This window comes from Paenibacillus sp. JT22N7, assembly GCF_059383875.1.
The window spans coordinates 78,867-96,198 of sequence record NZ_JBXENY010000001.1; the positions used below are offsets into that span (position 1 = coordinate 78,867).

Sequence of the window (17,332 nt, forward strand, 5' to 3'; positions counted from 1 at the left end):
TCATTTTGGTTTCCTAGAAACAATAATAGATGCAACTCCCTCCTTTGTCAATATTGTTTCCAGGAAACTTTAATTTTGGACTATCCACTGCTATACTGGTATTAAGCTAATCATCGGAGGAGAAATGAATGATCAACCATTTGGAAGTGCAAAATAAAGATCGTCTAATCAAGGGATTGTTGGAAGTTGTGAAAGACATACAGCTTAGATACCAAGCGGAAGATGATGAAGAGAAACAGTGGCTGATCCAAAATAGCCCTAATCCTGCTGTTGCAGAGTTGGTAAAAGAAATGACAGTCATGATGCTGCATGTGTTGGATGCGATTGGAAAGCTTGAGCCTGTAAATGGCATAACGATTTCAAAGCAGTACGGTTATTCCAAAGGGAGTATTTCTAAAATTACGAGAAAACTGGTTGATAAACAAATCATCCGTTTTGAATACCTTCCGGATAACAAAAAAGAAGTTCTGTTCCGTACCACATCACTGGGCAAAGAGATTTATCGTCTGCATGAAGCCCTGCATCATCAAATTGATATCGGAGTCAATCGTTTCTTGCAACGGTATAACGAAGATGAATTAAGCTTTCTCGTCAATGCCCTTAGCGAAACGTTGCATACATCATGGGTTTATTCGGAGACAAAAGAGGAATCAATCGCACCGAGTCAGAGAGCTGCGCGCACAAAAGAAGAGATAGACAATGACAAGACCCTTCGTACTTTATCAGATACCGAGGAAATGAACGAAATCATGGTGATGCTTAATAAGTTGGATTCCCACAACCTAAAGAAAGCTAAAGCGATTCTTAACGATACTTTTTTTAATTCCTCGAAATGATCCAATTTTCTCACTCAGACTCATGAATTCACAGGATTCGTAAGTTGCCTGGTTCTTAGGAAGAGGGAATGTGCGGATTTGCAGGAGACGCGACAGCTGTCGGCGGCATCGTTTGAGGTGGATAGTCAAAACGGCACGGAATGTTTCATTACAATCTGAGCCGTTTTTTTATTTAGAAAGCCTATATACAAGTCATGGGTAGTTAAGTTGAGGAAAAGTTTTTACTTTTTATTTGCGAATACGGTGAACGTTGAATTGTGGTTTTGAGCAGCTACGCTTCGCCTCTATATGTCAAACCCACAACTGAATCAGATTTTGGGTTTAGGCTCCAATATTGGAATACTTCCAAATGAGGATGCGAAATGGTTCTGTTTCTGGCAAAATGATGGAGAGTGGACAAGTTATAATTGTGAAGAGGAGACGGTTATTTCATGGTCAAATTATCAATGATACATCAGATTTCTGTAAGGGAAAAGGCAGTGGCCTTCACATTTGATGATGGTCCGAATCCGGTATATACGAGCCAATTGCTTGATATTTTCCGCAGTGTGGGAGGACGAGCAACTTTTTTTATGATTGGCCAGGAGATGGAAGCGCACCCAGAAATGGCGGCTGCTGTGCATCAGGAGGGCCACGAGCTCGGGAACCATACTTATTCCCATCCAGACCTTACCAAACTGACGTTGGAGGAAGCTAGTGGGGAATTGCAGCGAACGGATGTCCTTATCCGGAAGGTTACGGGGCAAGAGGTACGGTAAATGGAGCGGCCAAGGACTGGGAAACTCCAGGCGTCGATTATATTCTGGAGCATACACGGCAGGCGGTCGCGCCCGGCAGTATCTTGCTGTTCCATGACGGGTACGGGGACCGCTCCCAGACCATAGAAGCGGTTCGGGTGCTGGTGGAAGAACTGGCTGCAGAAGGATATCGTTTTGTCACCACCAGTGAACTGCTGGACATGGCCGTTCCGGATGAGAGCGGCCTGACGATGAGCCCAGAGGAGTTGGAAGGATAGACCTGAAGCTCAGGGCCTTCCGTTGTCATCGAATCATGGTATACTCCAATGACGGACACCAGCGAGGTGTCCGTTTTTCTTGCATCCACAGAAAACTACCTAATTGTTCATGAATTTTGCACCTTGCTCTAAACTACTCTATAATAGCAGCCTGCGTTATTATGGATTTGCTAAACTATTATAAACCGGACTGTTTCCTAAATGTTTTTACAGGAGGAGGGATCAAGTGAGAAAAATTCTGGTGATCGATGATGAGGCGGCTATTAGAGACTTGGTCGAGCTTGTACTTCTACGGGAGAATTTTCAGGTGAAAACCGCAGAGAATGGCCGGATTGGCCTTCAAGAGCTGGATGCGTTCCAGCCGGATTTGGTGCTGTTGGATTTGATGCTGCCGGACTACTCCGGTTATGATCTGTGCAAAGAGATTACGAAGAAGCAAGTGGTTCCTGTTATTATGTTATCGGCCAAGAATGAAACCATCGATAAAGTATTGGGGCTTGAGCTTGGAGCAGAGGATTACATGACCAAGCCTTTCGATAACCGCGAACTCATTGCCCGTATTAAAGTGGTGCTAAGACGATATGAACCTAACCCTATGAACAAACCGAATGAAGAACAACCAATCAATTACGGGGAACTGGCGTTTAATCTGGAGACCCGAGTCGTGCTGAAGAATGGTGAGCCGATTTCTCTGACGGCCAAAGAATTCAAAATTCTAGAGACATTATTGAGAAGGCCCAATAAAATTTACACAAGAGATGAGCTTCTGGAAATCGTATGGGGATACGATTATTTGGGTGACAGCCGCAGCGTAGATATGACAATCATGAGGCTCAGAAGAAAGCTGGAGGACGATGCCGAAAAGCCGAAATATGTAAAGACGGTCTATGGATTCGGCTATCAGCTTGGCGGTGATTCCGCCTGAAATATGCAACCCGGCTCTTGTTGAATTATTTATTTTTCTCTATATTATCCTTTGCCGTCATCATTATATCGGTGGATAAAGCGATTGATTATTATAGCTTCGTAACCATTGAGAAGCAAATGATTGAAAAGGCTGATTTGAGCGAACTGTCATTCCGGGAAATACTCGCTAAATATGATGAAGAACCGTCAGATCAGGGGCAAACCCCAGACGTATTCAGAACGGCTCTGGAAACGTTAAAGGCTACGGGCAAGGAAGTGCGGATTTATGACAGCCAGTTGAATCTTTTGGGACACGCGGAGAATGGCATTATCGTCAACGACGGGACGCCTGTCATTTTCAAGAAAAATATAGAAAGTGCGCTGCAAGGAAATTATTCGTATTCGGTTACTGAAGATAAAAGGCTCTATTTCTCAATTCCCATTCAGGATAAATATTATCAAAATGTGTTTGTGTTCGAGTTTGTGGAAGACCTCTCTTATTTTTACGATATTATGAATCGAATCCGTTCCATCTTATTTATGGGCGCAGGCGGATTCCTAATTTTGATGACGTTCTCAAGCCTATATATTGCCCGTACAACGACCAGACCGATTAAATATCTGCTGGCGGCTACAGAACAATTCTCCAAGCAGCAATTTGAGCAAGTCCATCTGAACAGAAAAGATGAGCTGGGAATGCTTGCGGCAGGATTGAACCAGATGGGCATTCAACTGAACGATTATATTCAATATCAGAAGCAGTTTGTCTCTAACGTATCTCATGAGCTGAAAACACCGCTCGCCGCAATCCGGGGATTTTCCCAGTATTTATATGAGGGTGAGAATGAGGACAAAGATTTGCAGAAGATCTATTACCATCTTGTCAATGAATCGGAACGGCTCACCGCGCTCATCAATGAGTTGTTAATGTTGGCCAGATTCGACAAAGCTGGCCCCAAAGAGATAGGTATCGAAAAAATAAATATATCGGATCTGACGGAGCGAGTGGTTGCCGACCTGAGACCCAGAGCGGAGCAGAAACGAATGACAGTGGAAGTAAAGCTGGCTAAAGCGGCTTTTGTATATGCCAATACGATATTGCTATCACATGCCATTGCGAATATTCTCGATAACGCCATCAAGTATTCGAATACCGACACTCATATCCGGGTAGAGACCTTCATCCGGCAGCAGGAAGCGGTCGTCCAAATCACTGACCAGGGAATTGGGATTTTCATGGAGGATATAGCACGGGTTCAGGAAAGATTCTACCGGGCGGAAAATTCCAATGTGGCCAAGGGTTCAGGGTTAGGACTGTCCATTTGCAAGGAAATTGCCGAAAAGTTCGGCGGATATATCGTTATTGAGAGCAAAGTGAGTGTTGGAACCACCGTGTCCATCGTTCTGCCTTCGTTGTGAAAGGTGAAGTTACAAGAATGTTACAAGACTGCTATGACAATACTAAATGGTTTTCCTATAATGACCTCATAAGACGTAGACAATAACTCTTGGAGGGATAATGATGAAAAAAATGAAGAAATCAGCAACCATAGCGTTGACAACGGTATTGGCAATGACACTACTGGCAGCATGCCAGGAGAACCAGGCGGGGACTACTGCCGTCGACCCAGCTTCTCCGGCAGCAAGTGAAGCATCCGGCTCCAATTCGAAGGTTATTAAGGAAGGCACCATTAAGAAAGAAGGCAATGTGGTTCTGAAAGAGCTGTCTTTTGTGCATAATGACCATACCATTGCCCTCTCTGACATCGTAGACGATGCTAAGCTTGAAGGCATGCTGGGCAAAGCCACAGCGATCAAGTCCCACACCTATGCCGCGGGAGATGGCACGAATATGGATAACCTGATTGGATTCACGGAGAAACAGTACACCTATCCAGGCGTTGTCATTAAAACTATTGATTCAGCGGAAGGGAAGCAGTTCAAGATTTTCAATATCAAGATAACCGATTCTAATTATACGACGGTCCGCAATATCAAAGTCGGCGACAGTATCGAGAAGCTGCAAGAAGCCTATCCCGAAGGGAACCTGCTTGGAGGAGAGGTGTCCGATGAAGAGGATGATTACCGCTATTCGCCGGCCAACTATGTGGATGTCATGAATTTCCATATCGTAAATAAGAAAGTCGCGAGCATTCAAATCTCCTCCCTACTGGACTAACGTATGGTCCCCATAGATTGGCCATTTAAAATGGTCCAGCTGTGGGGGCTTTTTTTCTGTACCTAATTTTTTCTCCTTCGCCCATTGACACCTAGGTAGATGTGGATTACCATTATCACAACATAATTCCAAGTTAACAAGTTGGTTAAGTTGTATTTTGCGAGGAGGCTCTTCCGGTGAATATCGAAAATATAGAAGCATTCGTCTATGTCATTTATTACGGCAGCTTCAATAAGGCAGCGGAAAGCCTGTTTCTTTCCCAGCCGTCCGTAACGGCGAGAATTCAGTCGCTGGAGCGGGAGCTTGATTGCAAGCTATTTGACCGGATGGGCAAGCAAATTCAATTGACCGAGGAAGGCAAGCGATTCCTTCCTTACGCTCAGCAAATTTTGCAGACGCTGGAAAAGGGGCGCAAGCAGCTGCATCTGAAGCAGGAGATGCCCGCCCAGCTGAGAATTGGCTGTACCGTGTCGACGGCAAACTATTTGGTGCCGAGGCTGCTGCCAGCGCTGAAGGAGAAGCATCCCGGCATTCGCTTCAAGACGGTGACTGCCAAGACGGATGATATTGTGGAGATGGTGCTGAACAAAGAGGTCGATATCGGCTTTGTCCGTCAAACGACTCATCCCGGCTTGCGCTCGGTTAAGCTGCTCGATGATGCGATTCGGCTGCATGTGTACGAAGGCCACCCCTTTCTGAAGGAGAAGCAAATTACGCTGAGGGCGATAGGCAACCAGCCGCTTGTGTTTTTTGAATGTGGGGCGCTTGACTGGGTAAGGCTGCAGCGGGTTTTTGAATCGCTCAATGAACCGCCGGAAATGTCCTGCCACACAGATAATTTGGAAACCGCGAAGCGGCTCGTGCTGCAAAAGCTGGGGATCTGCTTCCTGCCAAGTCTGTCTGCCTATGACGAGGTTCAGGCGGGACAGCTTTTTCCGATTACGATTCCAGAAGTGGAGGGCTTGTCGCTCGATACGAACCTGATTATGCTGAACGGCGAGAGCAGCCCTTTTTTCGATAGCTTGGTGAAGCTTGTCAAAGCGCTGCCTTTCGTCAGCCGGACCTAAAACGAGCAAATGCAATATTAGAAACAGCTGCCTAGATGCAGACCTATCGAATGTTTAGATAAGAGAATAGAAAAACCCTATTATCCGGGGCATTGACGGTTTGATGAGCGGATGATAAATTAGTGATAGAACAATTCTTACTTAGTAGGTAGGAATTATAGGTATTATAAAAATGATCATGACATGGGGGAACGATTTTTATGAAAAAAAGAACTTTTTTAGCTACGCTGCTTGTTTTGTCCTTTACGCTGACGGCGTGCGGAGCTGCAAATAATGGCACGAAAGAAACGGCGGACAGCGGTGCGGGAGCAAGCGCGAGCCCAGCTCAGGAAGTGAAGAAAATTATTGTCGGCACGGGCACCCAGTTTCCGAATGTATGCTTTATCGATGAGGATGGCAAGCTGACAGGCTTCGACGTTGAGCTCGTTAGAGAGCTGGATAAACGCCTGCCGGAATATGAGTTTGAATTCCAAACGCAAGAATTTTCCAGCTTGCTGCTAAGCTTGGAGACGAAAAAAATTGATTTTGTCGCTCACCAAATGGAGAAAAACCCGGAGCGTGAAGCTAAATTCCTTTTTAATAAAGAGCCGTATAGCATTTTCCTTTCGAAAATAGCGGTGTATAGAGACAACACAACGATTAATTCGATCGACGATCTGACAGGCAAAAAAATATTTACATCGCCAACGAGCAACCAGGCCTTTTTCCTAGAGCAATACAACAAGGAGCATAACAATCCTTATGAAATTGTTTACTCCAGCGGTGCAGCCAATGACCGTATTGCTTTGCTCAAAAGCGGACGCGTAGATGCAACGCTAGCTACCGACTTCTCGCTTCCTTTCTACCCTGATACGGATGGCAATCCTGCGATGAAGACGGTAGGCGACCCGCTTATTCAGTCCGATGTGCTGTTCGTGCTCCGTAAAGACAGCCAGGAGCTGGCTGACAAACTGGATGCCGCAATTAAAGAGGTTAAAGCTGACGGAACGCTTTCGAAGCTGAGCATCGAGTGGCTTGGCGAAGATTATACAAAACCGCTTGATGAAGTTGTAAAAAAATAAATGGTGCTACTAACTTGCTGGTCAAGGGTGTAAGACGGAGGGAAACATATGGGCAGAAAATTTGATATTCATTACTTGCTGGATTTCTTACCCAAATTGCTGTCTTACCTGCATATTACCTTGTTTATTGTGGCTGCATCCATTTTGCTGGGGCTCGTCGTTGGTTTTATCATTGCGCTGCCCCGGCTCTACAAAATTCCCGTATTGCAGCGTGCTTCGCAGGTATATGTATCCTTTTTCCGTGGAACGCCGATATTGATTCAGCTCTTTCTCATTTATTACGGCCTCCCGGAATTGCTCAAGCTCGTTCATATTGATGTATCGCGGGCCAATGTGCTCGTTTTCGTTATTTTGGCTTATGCTCTCCACAGTGGCGCTTTTATATCCGAGGCGATTCGGGCAGCGGTCAATGGGGTGGATCGTGGTCAGGTAGAGGCGGCTTATGCGATTGGCATGAGCGGCTATCAGGCGTTTACCCGTATTGTGCTGCCGCAGGCGCTGGCGATATCGATACCGATATTAGCGAATCTCGTCATCGGCAACTTGAAGGATACATCGCTGGCGTTCACGCTGGGAGCGATGGAAATGACAGGCAAGTCGCAGACGCTCGCCTCGGCGACCCAGCATTTTATTGAAACCTATATCGCTTTGTCGCTCATTTATTTTGTAATCAGCACTGCTTTGGAACGGACCTTCCATTATTTGGAGCGCAGGCTGCTGCGTCATGAGAAGCAAGTGGCTGAACCGGTCGTGCGTTATGGAAAAAGAAGGCTGTGGAAGCGGACGCTCATTACGCGCTTGGAGAAAGGAGGCTGAGCTTGATGTCACTAGACCCCGGATTTATATGGACGGCCTTTCTCAGCTTGTTCAAGGCGCTGCCGAATACGCTTTATATTACGATCGTCTCCGTGCTCGTCGGTTTCATTATTGGTACTGCTGTTGCCCTCATTCGGATTTATCGGATTCCCGTCTTATATCCGCTGGCTAGCGCTTATGTGCTATTCATTCGCGGCACGCCGATGCTTATGCATTTGCTGCTGATCTATTTCGGCCTTCCGATCATCATCGATGGGTTGGCTAGCGCACTGGGACTTGGCTTTAATTCAACGGTCATTCCGTTAATCGGCTTTGCTTATATTTCTTTCTCGATTACAGCAGGCGCCTACATGTCGGAGGTTGTGCGCGCAGGCATTCTTGCGGTGAACCGCGGACAGATGGAGGCTGCCTATTCCATTGGGATGACGACGCCGCAGGCACTGCGCCGCATCGTACTACCGCAGGCGCTCGCCGTCTGCTTGCCGAATTTATCCAACAATTTGATCGGCATGCTGCACGGTTCAACGCTTGCTTTTACCGTATCTGTCGTTGAAATCAACGCCCAGGCGCAAATTGTCGCGGCGACCAATTGGAAGTTTCTTGAGGCCTACATTGCAGCTGCGGTGCTGTTCTGGGGCATGACGATATTAATCGAGCAGGCAACAGCTTGGCTGGAGCGGAGAATTAATAAATACAATCGAGGTGGCGTAGCATGATTGAACTGAAGCAAATTTCCAAGTCGTTCGGGAAAAATCAGGTGCTTCAATCCATCGATTTGACGGTGGAAAAAGGCGAGGTCGTTGTTATTTTGGGCCCAAGCGGTTCGGGTAAAACAACCTTGCTGCGCTGCATCAATTATTTGGAGAAGCCCGATAATGGGCAAATCCGCATTGGCGAATTCGAGCTGGACTTTAAGGCAGCTGGGAAAAAAGATATTCATAACCTGCGCCAGCGCTCCGCAATGGTGTTCCAGCATTACAATTTATTCAAGCATAAGACGGCGCTGGAAAATGTGATGGAAGGGCTGCTCATTGTGCAAAAGCTGCCCAAAGATGAAGCAAGGCGGCGCAGCACGCAAATGCTCGAGAAGGTAGGGCTTGCGGCGAAGCTTGACGCCTACCCAAGCGAGCTGTCCGGCGGGCAGCAGCAGCGGGTAGGCATCGCCCGGGCTCTTGCGCTGAACCCGGAAGTGATTTTATTCGATGAGCCGACGTCGGCGCTTGACCCGGAGCTTGTGGGCGAGGTGCTTGACGTCATTCGCAAAATCGCTGGAGAAGGCATTACGATGATCGTCGTCACGCATGAAATGGGCTTCGCCCGCGATGTCGCAAACCATGTCGTCTTTATGGATGGCGGCGTCATCGTCGAGGAAGGCAAGCCGAGCGAGCTATTTGGCAAGCCGAAGGAAGAGAGAACGAAGCAGTTTCTGAAGCGTATCGCGCCGGAACCTAGCTACAGCATATAAACGAGCGTTACGAGGCAATCGACGATGGGAGAGAATGAATATGGCGATTAAGCTTAGCATTTTAGACCAAAGCCCTGTTTTTCCAGGGAGCACCCCGGCAGAGGCTTTTCAAAATACACTTACACTGGTGAAAAAGGCGGAGCAGCTCGGCTACAACCGCTTCTGGGTATCCGAGCATCATGATTCGGCGCAAGTTGCAGGCTCCTCCCCTGAGGTGCTGATCTCGTTTTTGCTTGCTCAAACAAAAAGCATTCGCATCGGCTCAGGCGGGATAATGCTGCAGCATTATAGCCCTTATAAAGTAGCGGAAAACTTTAATTTGCTGGCGACACTTGCTCCAGGACGCGTAGATTTGGGCATTGGCCGGGCGCCAGGCGGGCTGCCCCGTTCCACGCAGGCTTTGCAGAAAGGCATTTCACAGGAGCAGTCCTTGCAGGATAAGCTGGTGGAATTAGAGCATTTTGTGCAAAATACGCTGCCTGCGGATCATGCGCTTGCTGGCCTTCAGGCTTCTCCTGTGCCTGAGCAGCCGGCCGAGATTTTCGTGCTTGGCGCCAGTGTGGCTAGTGCGAAGCTGGCAGCGGAAGCGGGTTATCCGTATGTGTTTGCCCAATTTATTAATAGCGATGCGGCTGTTGCGGAAGAGGCGCTAACTGCCTATCATGCGGAGTTCCGCTCGGATAAAGGCAAGCAGCCGCAGGCGATTTTGGCGTTGTCGCTCATTGCTGCAAATACCGATGAGGAAGCGGCGCATCTGGCCTCTGACCATAAAAACGTCAAAATTCATTTGGAAAACGGCAAGACGCTGACGGTCGGAACCGTCGAACAGGCGGAAGAATTCGGCAGGCAATCGGGCCAGACCTATACCGTTGAAGTGAAGGAAGCGGAAATTACGAAAGGCTCGAAGGAGACCGTTCGGAGGCGGCTGCTGGAATGGCAGCAGAAGCATCACGTTAATGAATTTATTGTCACGACAGCGGTGAAGGATTTTGAAGCTAGAATTCGTTCCTATGAGCTGTTATCTGAAGCATTCGCTGAGCTTGCTGTAGAAAGCTAGACACTTTATGAATTAGAGCAGTTACTGTGAAAGTTGAATAGCAGGGCAGGCAGCATGAATAGGCTGGAGTAAAAGCGCAAGGCCGAAGGGAGGACTTTAGCATGGCAGATACACAGGCGGCTGAGAGGACGCAGCAGCTAGGCGCAAAGCTAATTGAAATACGGCGCCAGCTGCACCAGCATCCCGAATTATCAAATGAAGAGTTTGCTACAACGAAGGCGATTCAACAATGGCTCACGGAAGCGGGCATTCGCATCGTCGATTATGGACTGAAAACGGGTGTAGTTGCCGAAGTAGGCGGCAAACACAGCGGGCCTGTACTTGCTTTGCGGGCTGATATTGATGCGCTGCCGATTCAAGAGGAGACAGGGCTGTCTTATGCTTCACAGGCCGCAGGGAAAATGCATGCTTGCGGGCATGATTATCATACCGCTTCGCTCATCGGTGCAGCCTTGCTGCTGAAGCAGCGCGAGGAGACGCTGGCGGGAACGGTGCGCCTTATTTTTCAACCATCTGAGGAAAAGGCGACGGGCGCGCAGGCGGTCATTGCAAGCGGCGCGCTTGAAGGTGTGGGGGCGATTTATGGGATTCATAATAAGCCGGATCTGCCCGTCGGGACGGTTGGGATTAAGCCGGGACCGATAATGGCAGCAGCCGATGGCTTTGTTGTTGAGGTGACAGGCAAGGGCAGCCATGCCGCTGTGCCAGAGGCAAGCATCGATCCAATTGTGACGGCGGCGCATATTGTGACGGCGCTGCAATCGATCGTCAGCCGAAATGTCAGCCCGCTGCTCAGCGCGGTCATTAGCGTGACGCGCATTCAAAGCGGCACTGCCTGGAATGTCATAGCGGAAAAGGCCGTCTTCGACGGGACGATTCGCACCTTTGACGAGCAGGTGAGGCAGCATGTGCTGGAGCGCTTCAAGCAGGTGGCGGAAAATGTAGCGGCTGCGTTCGGCGCAACTGCGGCGGTACGCTGGATTAAAGGGCCGCCAGCGGTTCAAAATGACGCTGCTTTAGTAGAAGCCGCAATCGCAGCAGCTCACGATTCGCTGCTGAATGTCGTAGAGCCGCTTCCGTCTTCTGCGGGCGAGGACTTTGCCTATTATCAGAAGCAAGTGCCGGGATTGTTTTTTTTCATGGGAACAGCGGGCCCGCAGGAATGGCATCATCCGGCCTTCGATATTGATGAGCAGGCGCTGCCGCTGACTGCTGCTTATTTTGCCAATCTCGCAAGCCGTTATTTGGAATCGTTCGGCGAAGCGAATGAACAATAAACGTACGGAATAACTCAGGAGCGAGTAGACGTCGCCTTATAGATGTAGCGGTCAAAGCTCTTTTTTAACCTATAATTCCGATAAAAATCATGCGAAAGGTGTGTATAGTGTGGCGAAAATCAAAGTTGAAGTTCGGGATGCGGTGGCGGAAGACCGCGAGGCGATTTTGCGTATCGTCGTAGCTGCTTATTCGCAGTACGAGGCTGTTATGTCACCAGATCGCTGGTTAGATTATAAGGCGTCTATTATTGAATCGGTTGATAAGGAAGGTCCTCAGGCGCGCATTATTGCGGAGGTTAATGGGGAAATCGTCGGCAGCGTGCTGCTGTTCACTTCTTCGGCTATCGCCTATGGGCGTCCAGAGCTGGAAATTGAGTCGCCGATTATCCGTTTGCTTGGGGTAGCGCCGGAGGCCCGAGGGCTTGGCGTTGCGACTGAGCTGATCAAGGAAAGCATTCGCCGCTCGCTCGCACTAGGAGCTTCCACGCTGCATTTGCACACCTCGGATTTAATGGCATCGGCGATCAAGCTTTATGAGAAGCTTGGCTTTGAACGGGCGAAGGACAAGGAAATGTACAATGGCGATGTTTTGGTGAAATGCTACAAGCTGCAGCTTCAGGAAACGGCATTATTGTCTTCATAAAAATCCGGAGGAGGAATCGGTTATGGCTAAGCGTAAAAAAATCAAATTAGGTGCGATTGTACATGGGGTTGGCGGTCACGTTGGGGCTTGGAGACATCAGGATGCGGTGACGGATGCTAGCGTTAATTTTGAATTTTACAAGCAGCAGGCACAGAAGGCGGAAGCAGGCAAGTTCGATCTTGTATTTATTGCCGATGGACTCTATATTACCGAGCATTCGCTGCCTCATTTCTTGAATCGCTTTGAGCCGCTGACGATTCTTTCCGCGCTCGCGGCGGTCACGTCGAAGATCGGCTTGGTCGGCACACTGTCGACGTCCTACAGCGAGCCGTTCACCGTAGCGCGGCAGTTTGCTTCGCTCGATCATATTAGCGGCGGGCGCGGCGGCTGGAATGTCGTAACCTCTCCGCTTGAAGGCTCGGCGAAAAACTACAGCAAAGCGGATCATCCGACGCATCCGCAGCGCTACCGCATTGCCGAGGAATATTTGGAGGTAACACGCGGCCTCTGGGATTCGTGGGAAGATGATGCTTTTGTGCGGAATAAGGAGTCGGGCGTATTTTTTGATCCGGAGAAGCTGCATCGTCTGAATCATAAAGGCGAGTTTTTCTCCGTGCAGGGGCCGCTTAATATCGCCCGCTCGAAGCAGGGCCATCCGGTTGTATTTCAAGCGGGGTCCTCGGAGGATGGACGCAATTTGGCAGCGAAAAGCGCCGATGCTGTATTTACGGGGCATGAATCGTTGGAGGAAGCAAAAGCCTTTTATCTCGATGTGAAAACTAGAGCGGCAGCGTACGGTCGGTCGGCCGATGAAATTGGCATTTTCCCTGGCATTTCTCCGATTATCGGACGCACACAGGAAGAAGCAGATCGCAAATACGAGGAGCTTGCAAGTCTCGTATCGATTGATAAGGCGCTGCAATTTTTGGGCCGGTTTTTCGAGCATTTCGACTTCTCGCAATTTCCGCTCGATGAGCCGTTCCCGGACATTGGCGATCTCGGCAGCAACAGCTTCCGCAGCGGCACAGACAAAATCAAGAGCAAAGCTCGGGAGCACGGCTTGACGCTGCGTCAGGTCGCGCTCAGCGCAGCAACGCCGCGCACCGACTTTATCGGTACGCCGGAGAAAATCGCTGATTTAATTCAGCGCTGGCATGAGGAAGAGGGCGCCGATGGCTTCATTATCCATTCCTCCGTGCCTAAAGGGCTGGATGACTTCGTTGATCTAGTCGTGCCGATTTTGCAGGAGCGGGGCATCTACCGAACGGAGTATGAGCATGATACGCTGCGTGGCAATTTGGAGCTGCCGATTCCTGAAAATCGCTATGCCGCAAAGGCGCTAAGCGAAGCTTAAAACCGCACTTATGAGCAGTTGATAGGATGAAAAGAATAGTAAATGTGTTTGTATCATACACGAGTACCCGCATGCTGGACATTTTAGAAGTGTTCACTGTACGGGGACTCGTGTATTTGCTATTTACACTCATTCTTTTAACGATCCCCGGTATGACTTCCGTTCACTAGAGGATCATTTGGTTAAGCATGTGTGGGCCTTGCCGTTCAATGCAGGCTTATGCCTGATTCATTTATTATGAGCTGAACTTGCTTAGCTGGGTTTGGAGTTCTTGAATCAATTGCTGTCTATAATCCGCACGAAGATCAATCTCCGTAGTAGAATCGCCTGACCACTCATCGGCATCCAGATCTACATCCGCATCAGCAGCTATTTGCCATGCAAAGGGAGGCAGCACACCGCTCAGCGATCTAAGCATGGGAGGCAATCCAACGCTTGCTTCCGTGATTTCACTTGCAGCTTGCTTTAATTAACTCAGACCTGTCTGGAAGCGGTGGCGGCTCTGGGCGATTGCTTTCCAATAGTTCCGTAATCGTATCAAGCAGATTCAAAATCTCCTCATCCGTAGCGCTAGATATATCCACTTCAGACACGGCATTTTTAATAGCGGTGAACAATATACCATCTGTATGATCATTGCTATTTTCGTCGTCCTCATTCTCATCGGTTAGATCGATATTCCCAAGCTGAGTTTGTAAATCCGTCAGCAAGGAGCGGATTTGCTCGGTCGTCAGCTCTTTCGCTGAAAAAGCTTCCTCAGAAGGGGCAGGCGGAGGCCCCTGTGGAGGAGCCGGCCTATTAGCATTCATGGTTTGCTTCATTTCGTCGAATTCGTAATTTCCTCATCGGTAGCTGTGGACAGGTCGATGCCGGACAACGCATCATTCATCAGTCCTAATGGGCCGCCGTCTGTATCCGTCCCGAGTGTCGAACCATCATCGCCCTGTTGGAAGGCAAGAGATGCATGCAACTGCCACTGCAAATGGACCAGAATGGATTTTTTCTGTTCAGTCGTTAACTCGCTTACGCTGGAGTCTGGGCTGTATATTTCTGTTGTACGGGCATATTGCTGCTGATAACCGCTCATATAACCCAGCATTTCTTGGCTGAGCTGCAGGGAGTCGGCTGATTTCTTTTTATCATCGCTTTGAAGCTGGGATTGCTTGGCTGCTGTGCTGGATTGATCAAGCAACGATGGCTGCTGCAACGAATTTTTATAATACGTATTAATGGATACAGACATATTCCATTCTCCTTTATCATTATCACTGCCGGCAGGCCCACGATTTACGTATCGGCTAGAAAGCTGAATAGAAGCTGAAGCTCCGCTGAATGGCAGCTTAGCGTTTTAGAAAATAGCACGTTAGCTAGTCCCCTAGTTAAAGCAAGCACGCCTATTAAACGACCGTTTTTTGGAGAGGGAGACTGCTTTTTCTGTTAATGAGGCACCTTGCAAAAAACGGAAATAGTGATAAAATAGTAGCGTTTACAATAGGGGCGTTAAAGCCATATTGGGGAGGCAAAGCATGTCCAGATTATTTCAGACCAATACGATTCGAAAAGTAAGAGAGCTCGGCGGTATGTGGGATTTTGTTACGGTGCCGGATGGGGAAATTCAGCTGGAAGCATTGGAATATCGATATAAGCTAGCCGTTCCGGGCTGCTGGGAAACCCATCCGGAGCTGCTGACATACAGTGGCAGAGGCGTTTACCGCACGAAGGTGACCGTGGAAAAAAGGACGTCGCTTCGCCTTGTTTTTAAAGGCGTCAGCCATACAGCTAATGTGTTTTTTGACGGGAAGCCGGTTGCCCGCCATTATAATGCGTATACGGCATTCGATGCCGTCATTCGCGATGTTGAAGCGGGCACACATGAGCTTGCCGTGCTCGTGGATAATTCTTTTAGCGAAGCGTCGTCGCTCCACGTTCCAAACGATTATTATACATACGGCGGAATTATTCGTCCTGTCATGCTGGAGGAAATTCAGGAGCTGTTTGTTGAGCGCCTATCATTTACCCCATTGAAAGGGGTAAATGCAAAAACAGAAACAAAAACAAAGATAGGATCAGAAATAGGATCAGATATAGAAATGGAAATAGAATCCGAATCGGAAGCAGAGCAGCAAAGTGCTGGCAGCTGGCAGGCAGACATTCGCGCTTGCATCCGTTATCCGGCGCTATCGAAGAAGCATACGCAGGTGCAGCTGACTGCTAAGCTGACGGCAACGATTGCAGGGCAGACGCTGGAGCTTGGCAGTGTAAGCTTGCAGCCGGGAGAGACGGTCACAGTAGGCGGCGTTTTCAGCATTGATCAGGTGCAGTCTTGGTCGCAGGAAAATCCGGCTTTGTATTTGCTGCAGGTTTTGCTGCAAATTGAAGGGCAAACGGCTCCTGTCGATGATTTGGTGGAACGCGTCGGCTTCCGTACGGTTACGACGGAGCGTGGACGCATTCAGCTGAACGGCGAGGATATCGTACTTCAAGGATTTAATCGCCATGAGGATCATCCGCTGACGGGGTCATCATTCCCGCTGCCGCTCATGGCACAGGATTTGCAGTTGATGCTGGATATGGGCGCTAATGCGGTGCGTACGAGCCATTATCCGAATGATGAGCGGTTCCTCGATTTATGCGATGAGCACGGCGTGCTCGTATGGGAAGAAAATCATGCCCGCGGCTTGTCGATTGAGCAAATGCGCAATCCAAATTTTATTTGGCAGTGCGAGCAGGTTAATCGAGAGATGGTGGAGCAGCATTATAATCATCCCTCGATTGTCATTTGGGCAATTCTGAATGAATGCGCCAGCGACTTGGAGGAAGGACGCATTCACTACAAACGGCAGCTGGAGCAAATTCGGGCCATGGACAGCAGCAGGCCGCTAACGTTTGCCTCCCATCACCGCGAGAAGGAAATTTGCTTTGACCTGGCGGACATTGTGTCATGTAATTTGTATCCGGGCTGGTACGGCGATGAAGATCCAGGCGAGCTGTGCGATGCGGCGCGAGGCTGGGCCGATGCCGCAGGCGGTGCGGGCAAGCCGATGATTATGAGCGAGTTCGGCGGAGACGGCCATTATGGCTTGCGCGACCCGAACCGGGTACGCGGCACGGAGGAGCGCCAGGCGGATATTATAGAAGCGAATTTGCAGGCGTACACCTCTCGGGAGTACATGTCCGGCATGTTCATCTGGCAGTTTTGCGATTGCCGGGTAACCGAAGGCACGGGCTGGCTGCTCGCCCGCGCTGGTACGCAGAACAGCAAAGGCATTGTGGACCGCTATCGCAGGCCAAAGCTGGCGTATGAGGTTGTGAAGAAATATTTTCGCGGGAAAGCTAGCTTATAAGGCAAGAGAGACTAGTAAATGAAAGTGATTTAGCACAGGTATGGAGACATCCAGCTAAATAGGATCACCATTAAAGCGATGGAGTTAAACGGCGTGCTGCCGTTTGCTCCATCGTTTTTTTATGTGATTAGGGCGTGTATGTGAACGTAAGTGAGCCAGATGCTGATTGATTTTAGCGTCAAACGCATTCCCGCCGCAGTATCGCAACCGACTCCGGTATACTCCCTGCCCAATGATGGACTTGGCGGACACAGCAGCCGCTATTTCAACAAAATCACGGGTTATGGAACAGTCCGCGGACTCAGGAGCAGC

At 49.0% G+C, this 17,332-nt stretch carries 18 protein-coding genes and 1 pseudogene; 16 read left to right on the forward strand and 3 right to left on the reverse strand.

Annotated elements, in window-relative coordinates; genetic code table 11:
• Nucleotides 1–128: 128 nt before the first annotated feature.
• The 15 genes and pseudogenes from AC50Y5_RS00355 (at nt 129) to AC50Y5_RS00425 (ending at nt 13,846) form a co-directional block, all read left to right on the forward strand.
• Complete coding sequence (locus AC50Y5_RS00355) at nt 129–836, forward strand: MarR family transcriptional regulator (protein WP_494857697.1); 708 nt, start codon at nt 129–131, stop codon at nt 834–836.
• 431 nt (nt 837–1,267) lie between these two features.
• Nucleotides 1,268–1,851, forward strand: a pseudogene (locus AC50Y5_RS00360) (polysaccharide deacetylase family protein).
• A gap of 226 nt (nt 1,852–2,077) precedes the next feature.
• Nucleotides 2,078–2,776, forward strand: coding sequence for a response regulator transcription factor (locus tag AC50Y5_RS00365; protein ID WP_494857699.1), 699 nt, complete (start codon nt 2,078–2,080; stop codon nt 2,774–2,776).
• A 20-nt stretch (nt 2,777–2,796) separates the two neighbouring features.
• Complete coding sequence (locus AC50Y5_RS00370) at nt 2,797–4,176, forward strand: sensor histidine kinase (protein ID WP_235533345.1); 1,380 nt, start codon at nt 2,797–2,799, stop codon at nt 4,174–4,176.
• A gap of 100 nt (nt 4,177–4,276) precedes the next feature.
• Nucleotides 4,277–4,936, forward strand: a complete 660-nt coding sequence (locus AC50Y5_RS00375) for a hypothetical protein (RefSeq protein WP_235533346.1) — start codon at nt 4,277–4,279, stop codon at nt 4,934–4,936.
• 176 nt (nt 4,937–5,112) lie between these two features.
• Entirely contained in the window at nt 5,113–6,003 is an 891-nt protein-coding gene (locus AC50Y5_RS00380; protein WP_494857702.1) for a LysR family transcriptional regulator, read from the forward strand.
• A 200-nt stretch (nt 6,004–6,203) separates the two neighbouring features.
• Complete coding sequence (locus AC50Y5_RS00385) at nt 6,204–7,064, forward strand: transporter substrate-binding domain-containing protein (protein WP_056043246.1); 861 nt, start codon at nt 6,204–6,206, stop codon at nt 7,062–7,064.
• Nucleotides 7,065–7,112: 48 nt separating this feature from the next.
• Nucleotides 7,113–7,880, forward strand: a complete 768-nt coding sequence (locus tag AC50Y5_RS00390; RefSeq protein WP_056043249.1) for an amino acid ABC transporter permease — start codon at nt 7,113–7,115, stop codon at nt 7,878–7,880.
• Between the two features lie 5 nt (nt 7,881–7,885).
• Complete coding sequence (locus AC50Y5_RS00395; protein ID WP_056043252.1) at nt 7,886–8,596, forward strand: amino acid ABC transporter permease; 711 nt, start codon at nt 7,886–7,888, stop codon at nt 8,594–8,596.
• Entirely contained in the window at nt 8,593–9,345 is a 753-nt protein-coding gene (locus AC50Y5_RS00400; RefSeq protein WP_099519254.1) for an amino acid ABC transporter ATP-binding protein, read from the forward strand. Before AC50Y5_RS00395 ends, AC50Y5_RS00400 begins: the two co-directional genes overlap by 4 nt.
• 40 nt (nt 9,346–9,385) lie before the next feature.
• Nucleotides 9,386–10,402, forward strand: a complete 1,017-nt coding sequence (locus AC50Y5_RS00405; protein WP_494857706.1) for an LLM class flavin-dependent oxidoreductase — start codon at nt 9,386–9,388, stop codon at nt 10,400–10,402.
• 101 nt (nt 10,403–10,503) lie between these two features.
• The gene (locus AC50Y5_RS00410) at nt 10,504–11,679 is read left to right on the forward strand and encodes an amidohydrolase (protein ID WP_056043261.1); all 1,176 of its coding nucleotides are present in this window, start codon (nt 10,504–10,506) and stop codon (nt 11,677–11,679) included.
• A 109-nt stretch (nt 11,680–11,788) separates the two neighbouring features.
• Entirely contained in the window at nt 11,789–12,322 is a 534-nt protein-coding gene (locus AC50Y5_RS00415; RefSeq protein ID WP_235533347.1) for a GNAT family N-acetyltransferase, read from the forward strand.
• 22 nt (nt 12,323–12,344) lie between these two features.
• Nucleotides 12,345–13,676 carry an LLM class flavin-dependent oxidoreductase gene (locus tag AC50Y5_RS00420; protein WP_056043263.1) on the forward strand — a complete coding sequence of 444 codons (1,332 nt, stop codon included), beginning with the start codon at nt 12,345–12,347 and terminating at the stop codon, nt 13,674–13,676.
• A 26-nt stretch (nt 13,677–13,702) separates the two neighbouring features.
• Nucleotides 13,703–13,846, forward strand: a complete 144-nt coding sequence (locus AC50Y5_RS00425) for a hypothetical protein (protein WP_494857709.1) — start codon at nt 13,703–13,705, stop codon at nt 13,844–13,846.
• A gap of 65 nt (nt 13,847–13,911) precedes the next feature.
• Here AC50Y5_RS00425 and AC50Y5_RS00430 read toward each other — a convergent pair whose 3' ends face one another.
• From AC50Y5_RS00430 to AC50Y5_RS00440, 3 genes are read right to left on the reverse strand one after another with little or no spacing between them, the layout of a single operon-like run.
• Nucleotides 13,912–14,094, reverse strand: a complete 183-nt coding sequence (locus tag AC50Y5_RS00430; protein ID WP_494857711.1) for a hypothetical protein — start codon at nt 14,092–14,094, stop codon at nt 13,912–13,914.
• A gap of 31 nt (nt 14,095–14,125) precedes the next feature.
• Nucleotides 14,126–14,485: a hypothetical protein gene (locus AC50Y5_RS00435; RefSeq protein WP_494857713.1), complete on the reverse strand. Its 360-nt coding sequence runs from the start codon at nt 14,483–14,485 to the stop codon at nt 14,126–14,128.
• Between the two features lie 8 nt (nt 14,486–14,493).
• Nucleotides 14,494–14,919, reverse strand: a complete 426-nt coding sequence (locus AC50Y5_RS00440) for a hypothetical protein (RefSeq protein WP_494857715.1) — start codon at nt 14,917–14,919, stop codon at nt 14,494–14,496.
• Between the two features lie 283 nt (nt 14,920–15,202).
• Between AC50Y5_RS00440 and AC50Y5_RS00445 the strand changes: the two genes are divergently transcribed.
• Nucleotides 15,203–17,020 carry a glycoside hydrolase family 2 protein gene (locus AC50Y5_RS00445; RefSeq protein ID WP_494857717.1) on the forward strand — a complete coding sequence of 606 codons (1,818 nt, stop codon included), beginning with the start codon at nt 15,203–15,205 and terminating at the stop codon, nt 17,018–17,020.
• The last annotated feature ends 312 nt before the right edge of the window (nt 17,021–17,332 follow it).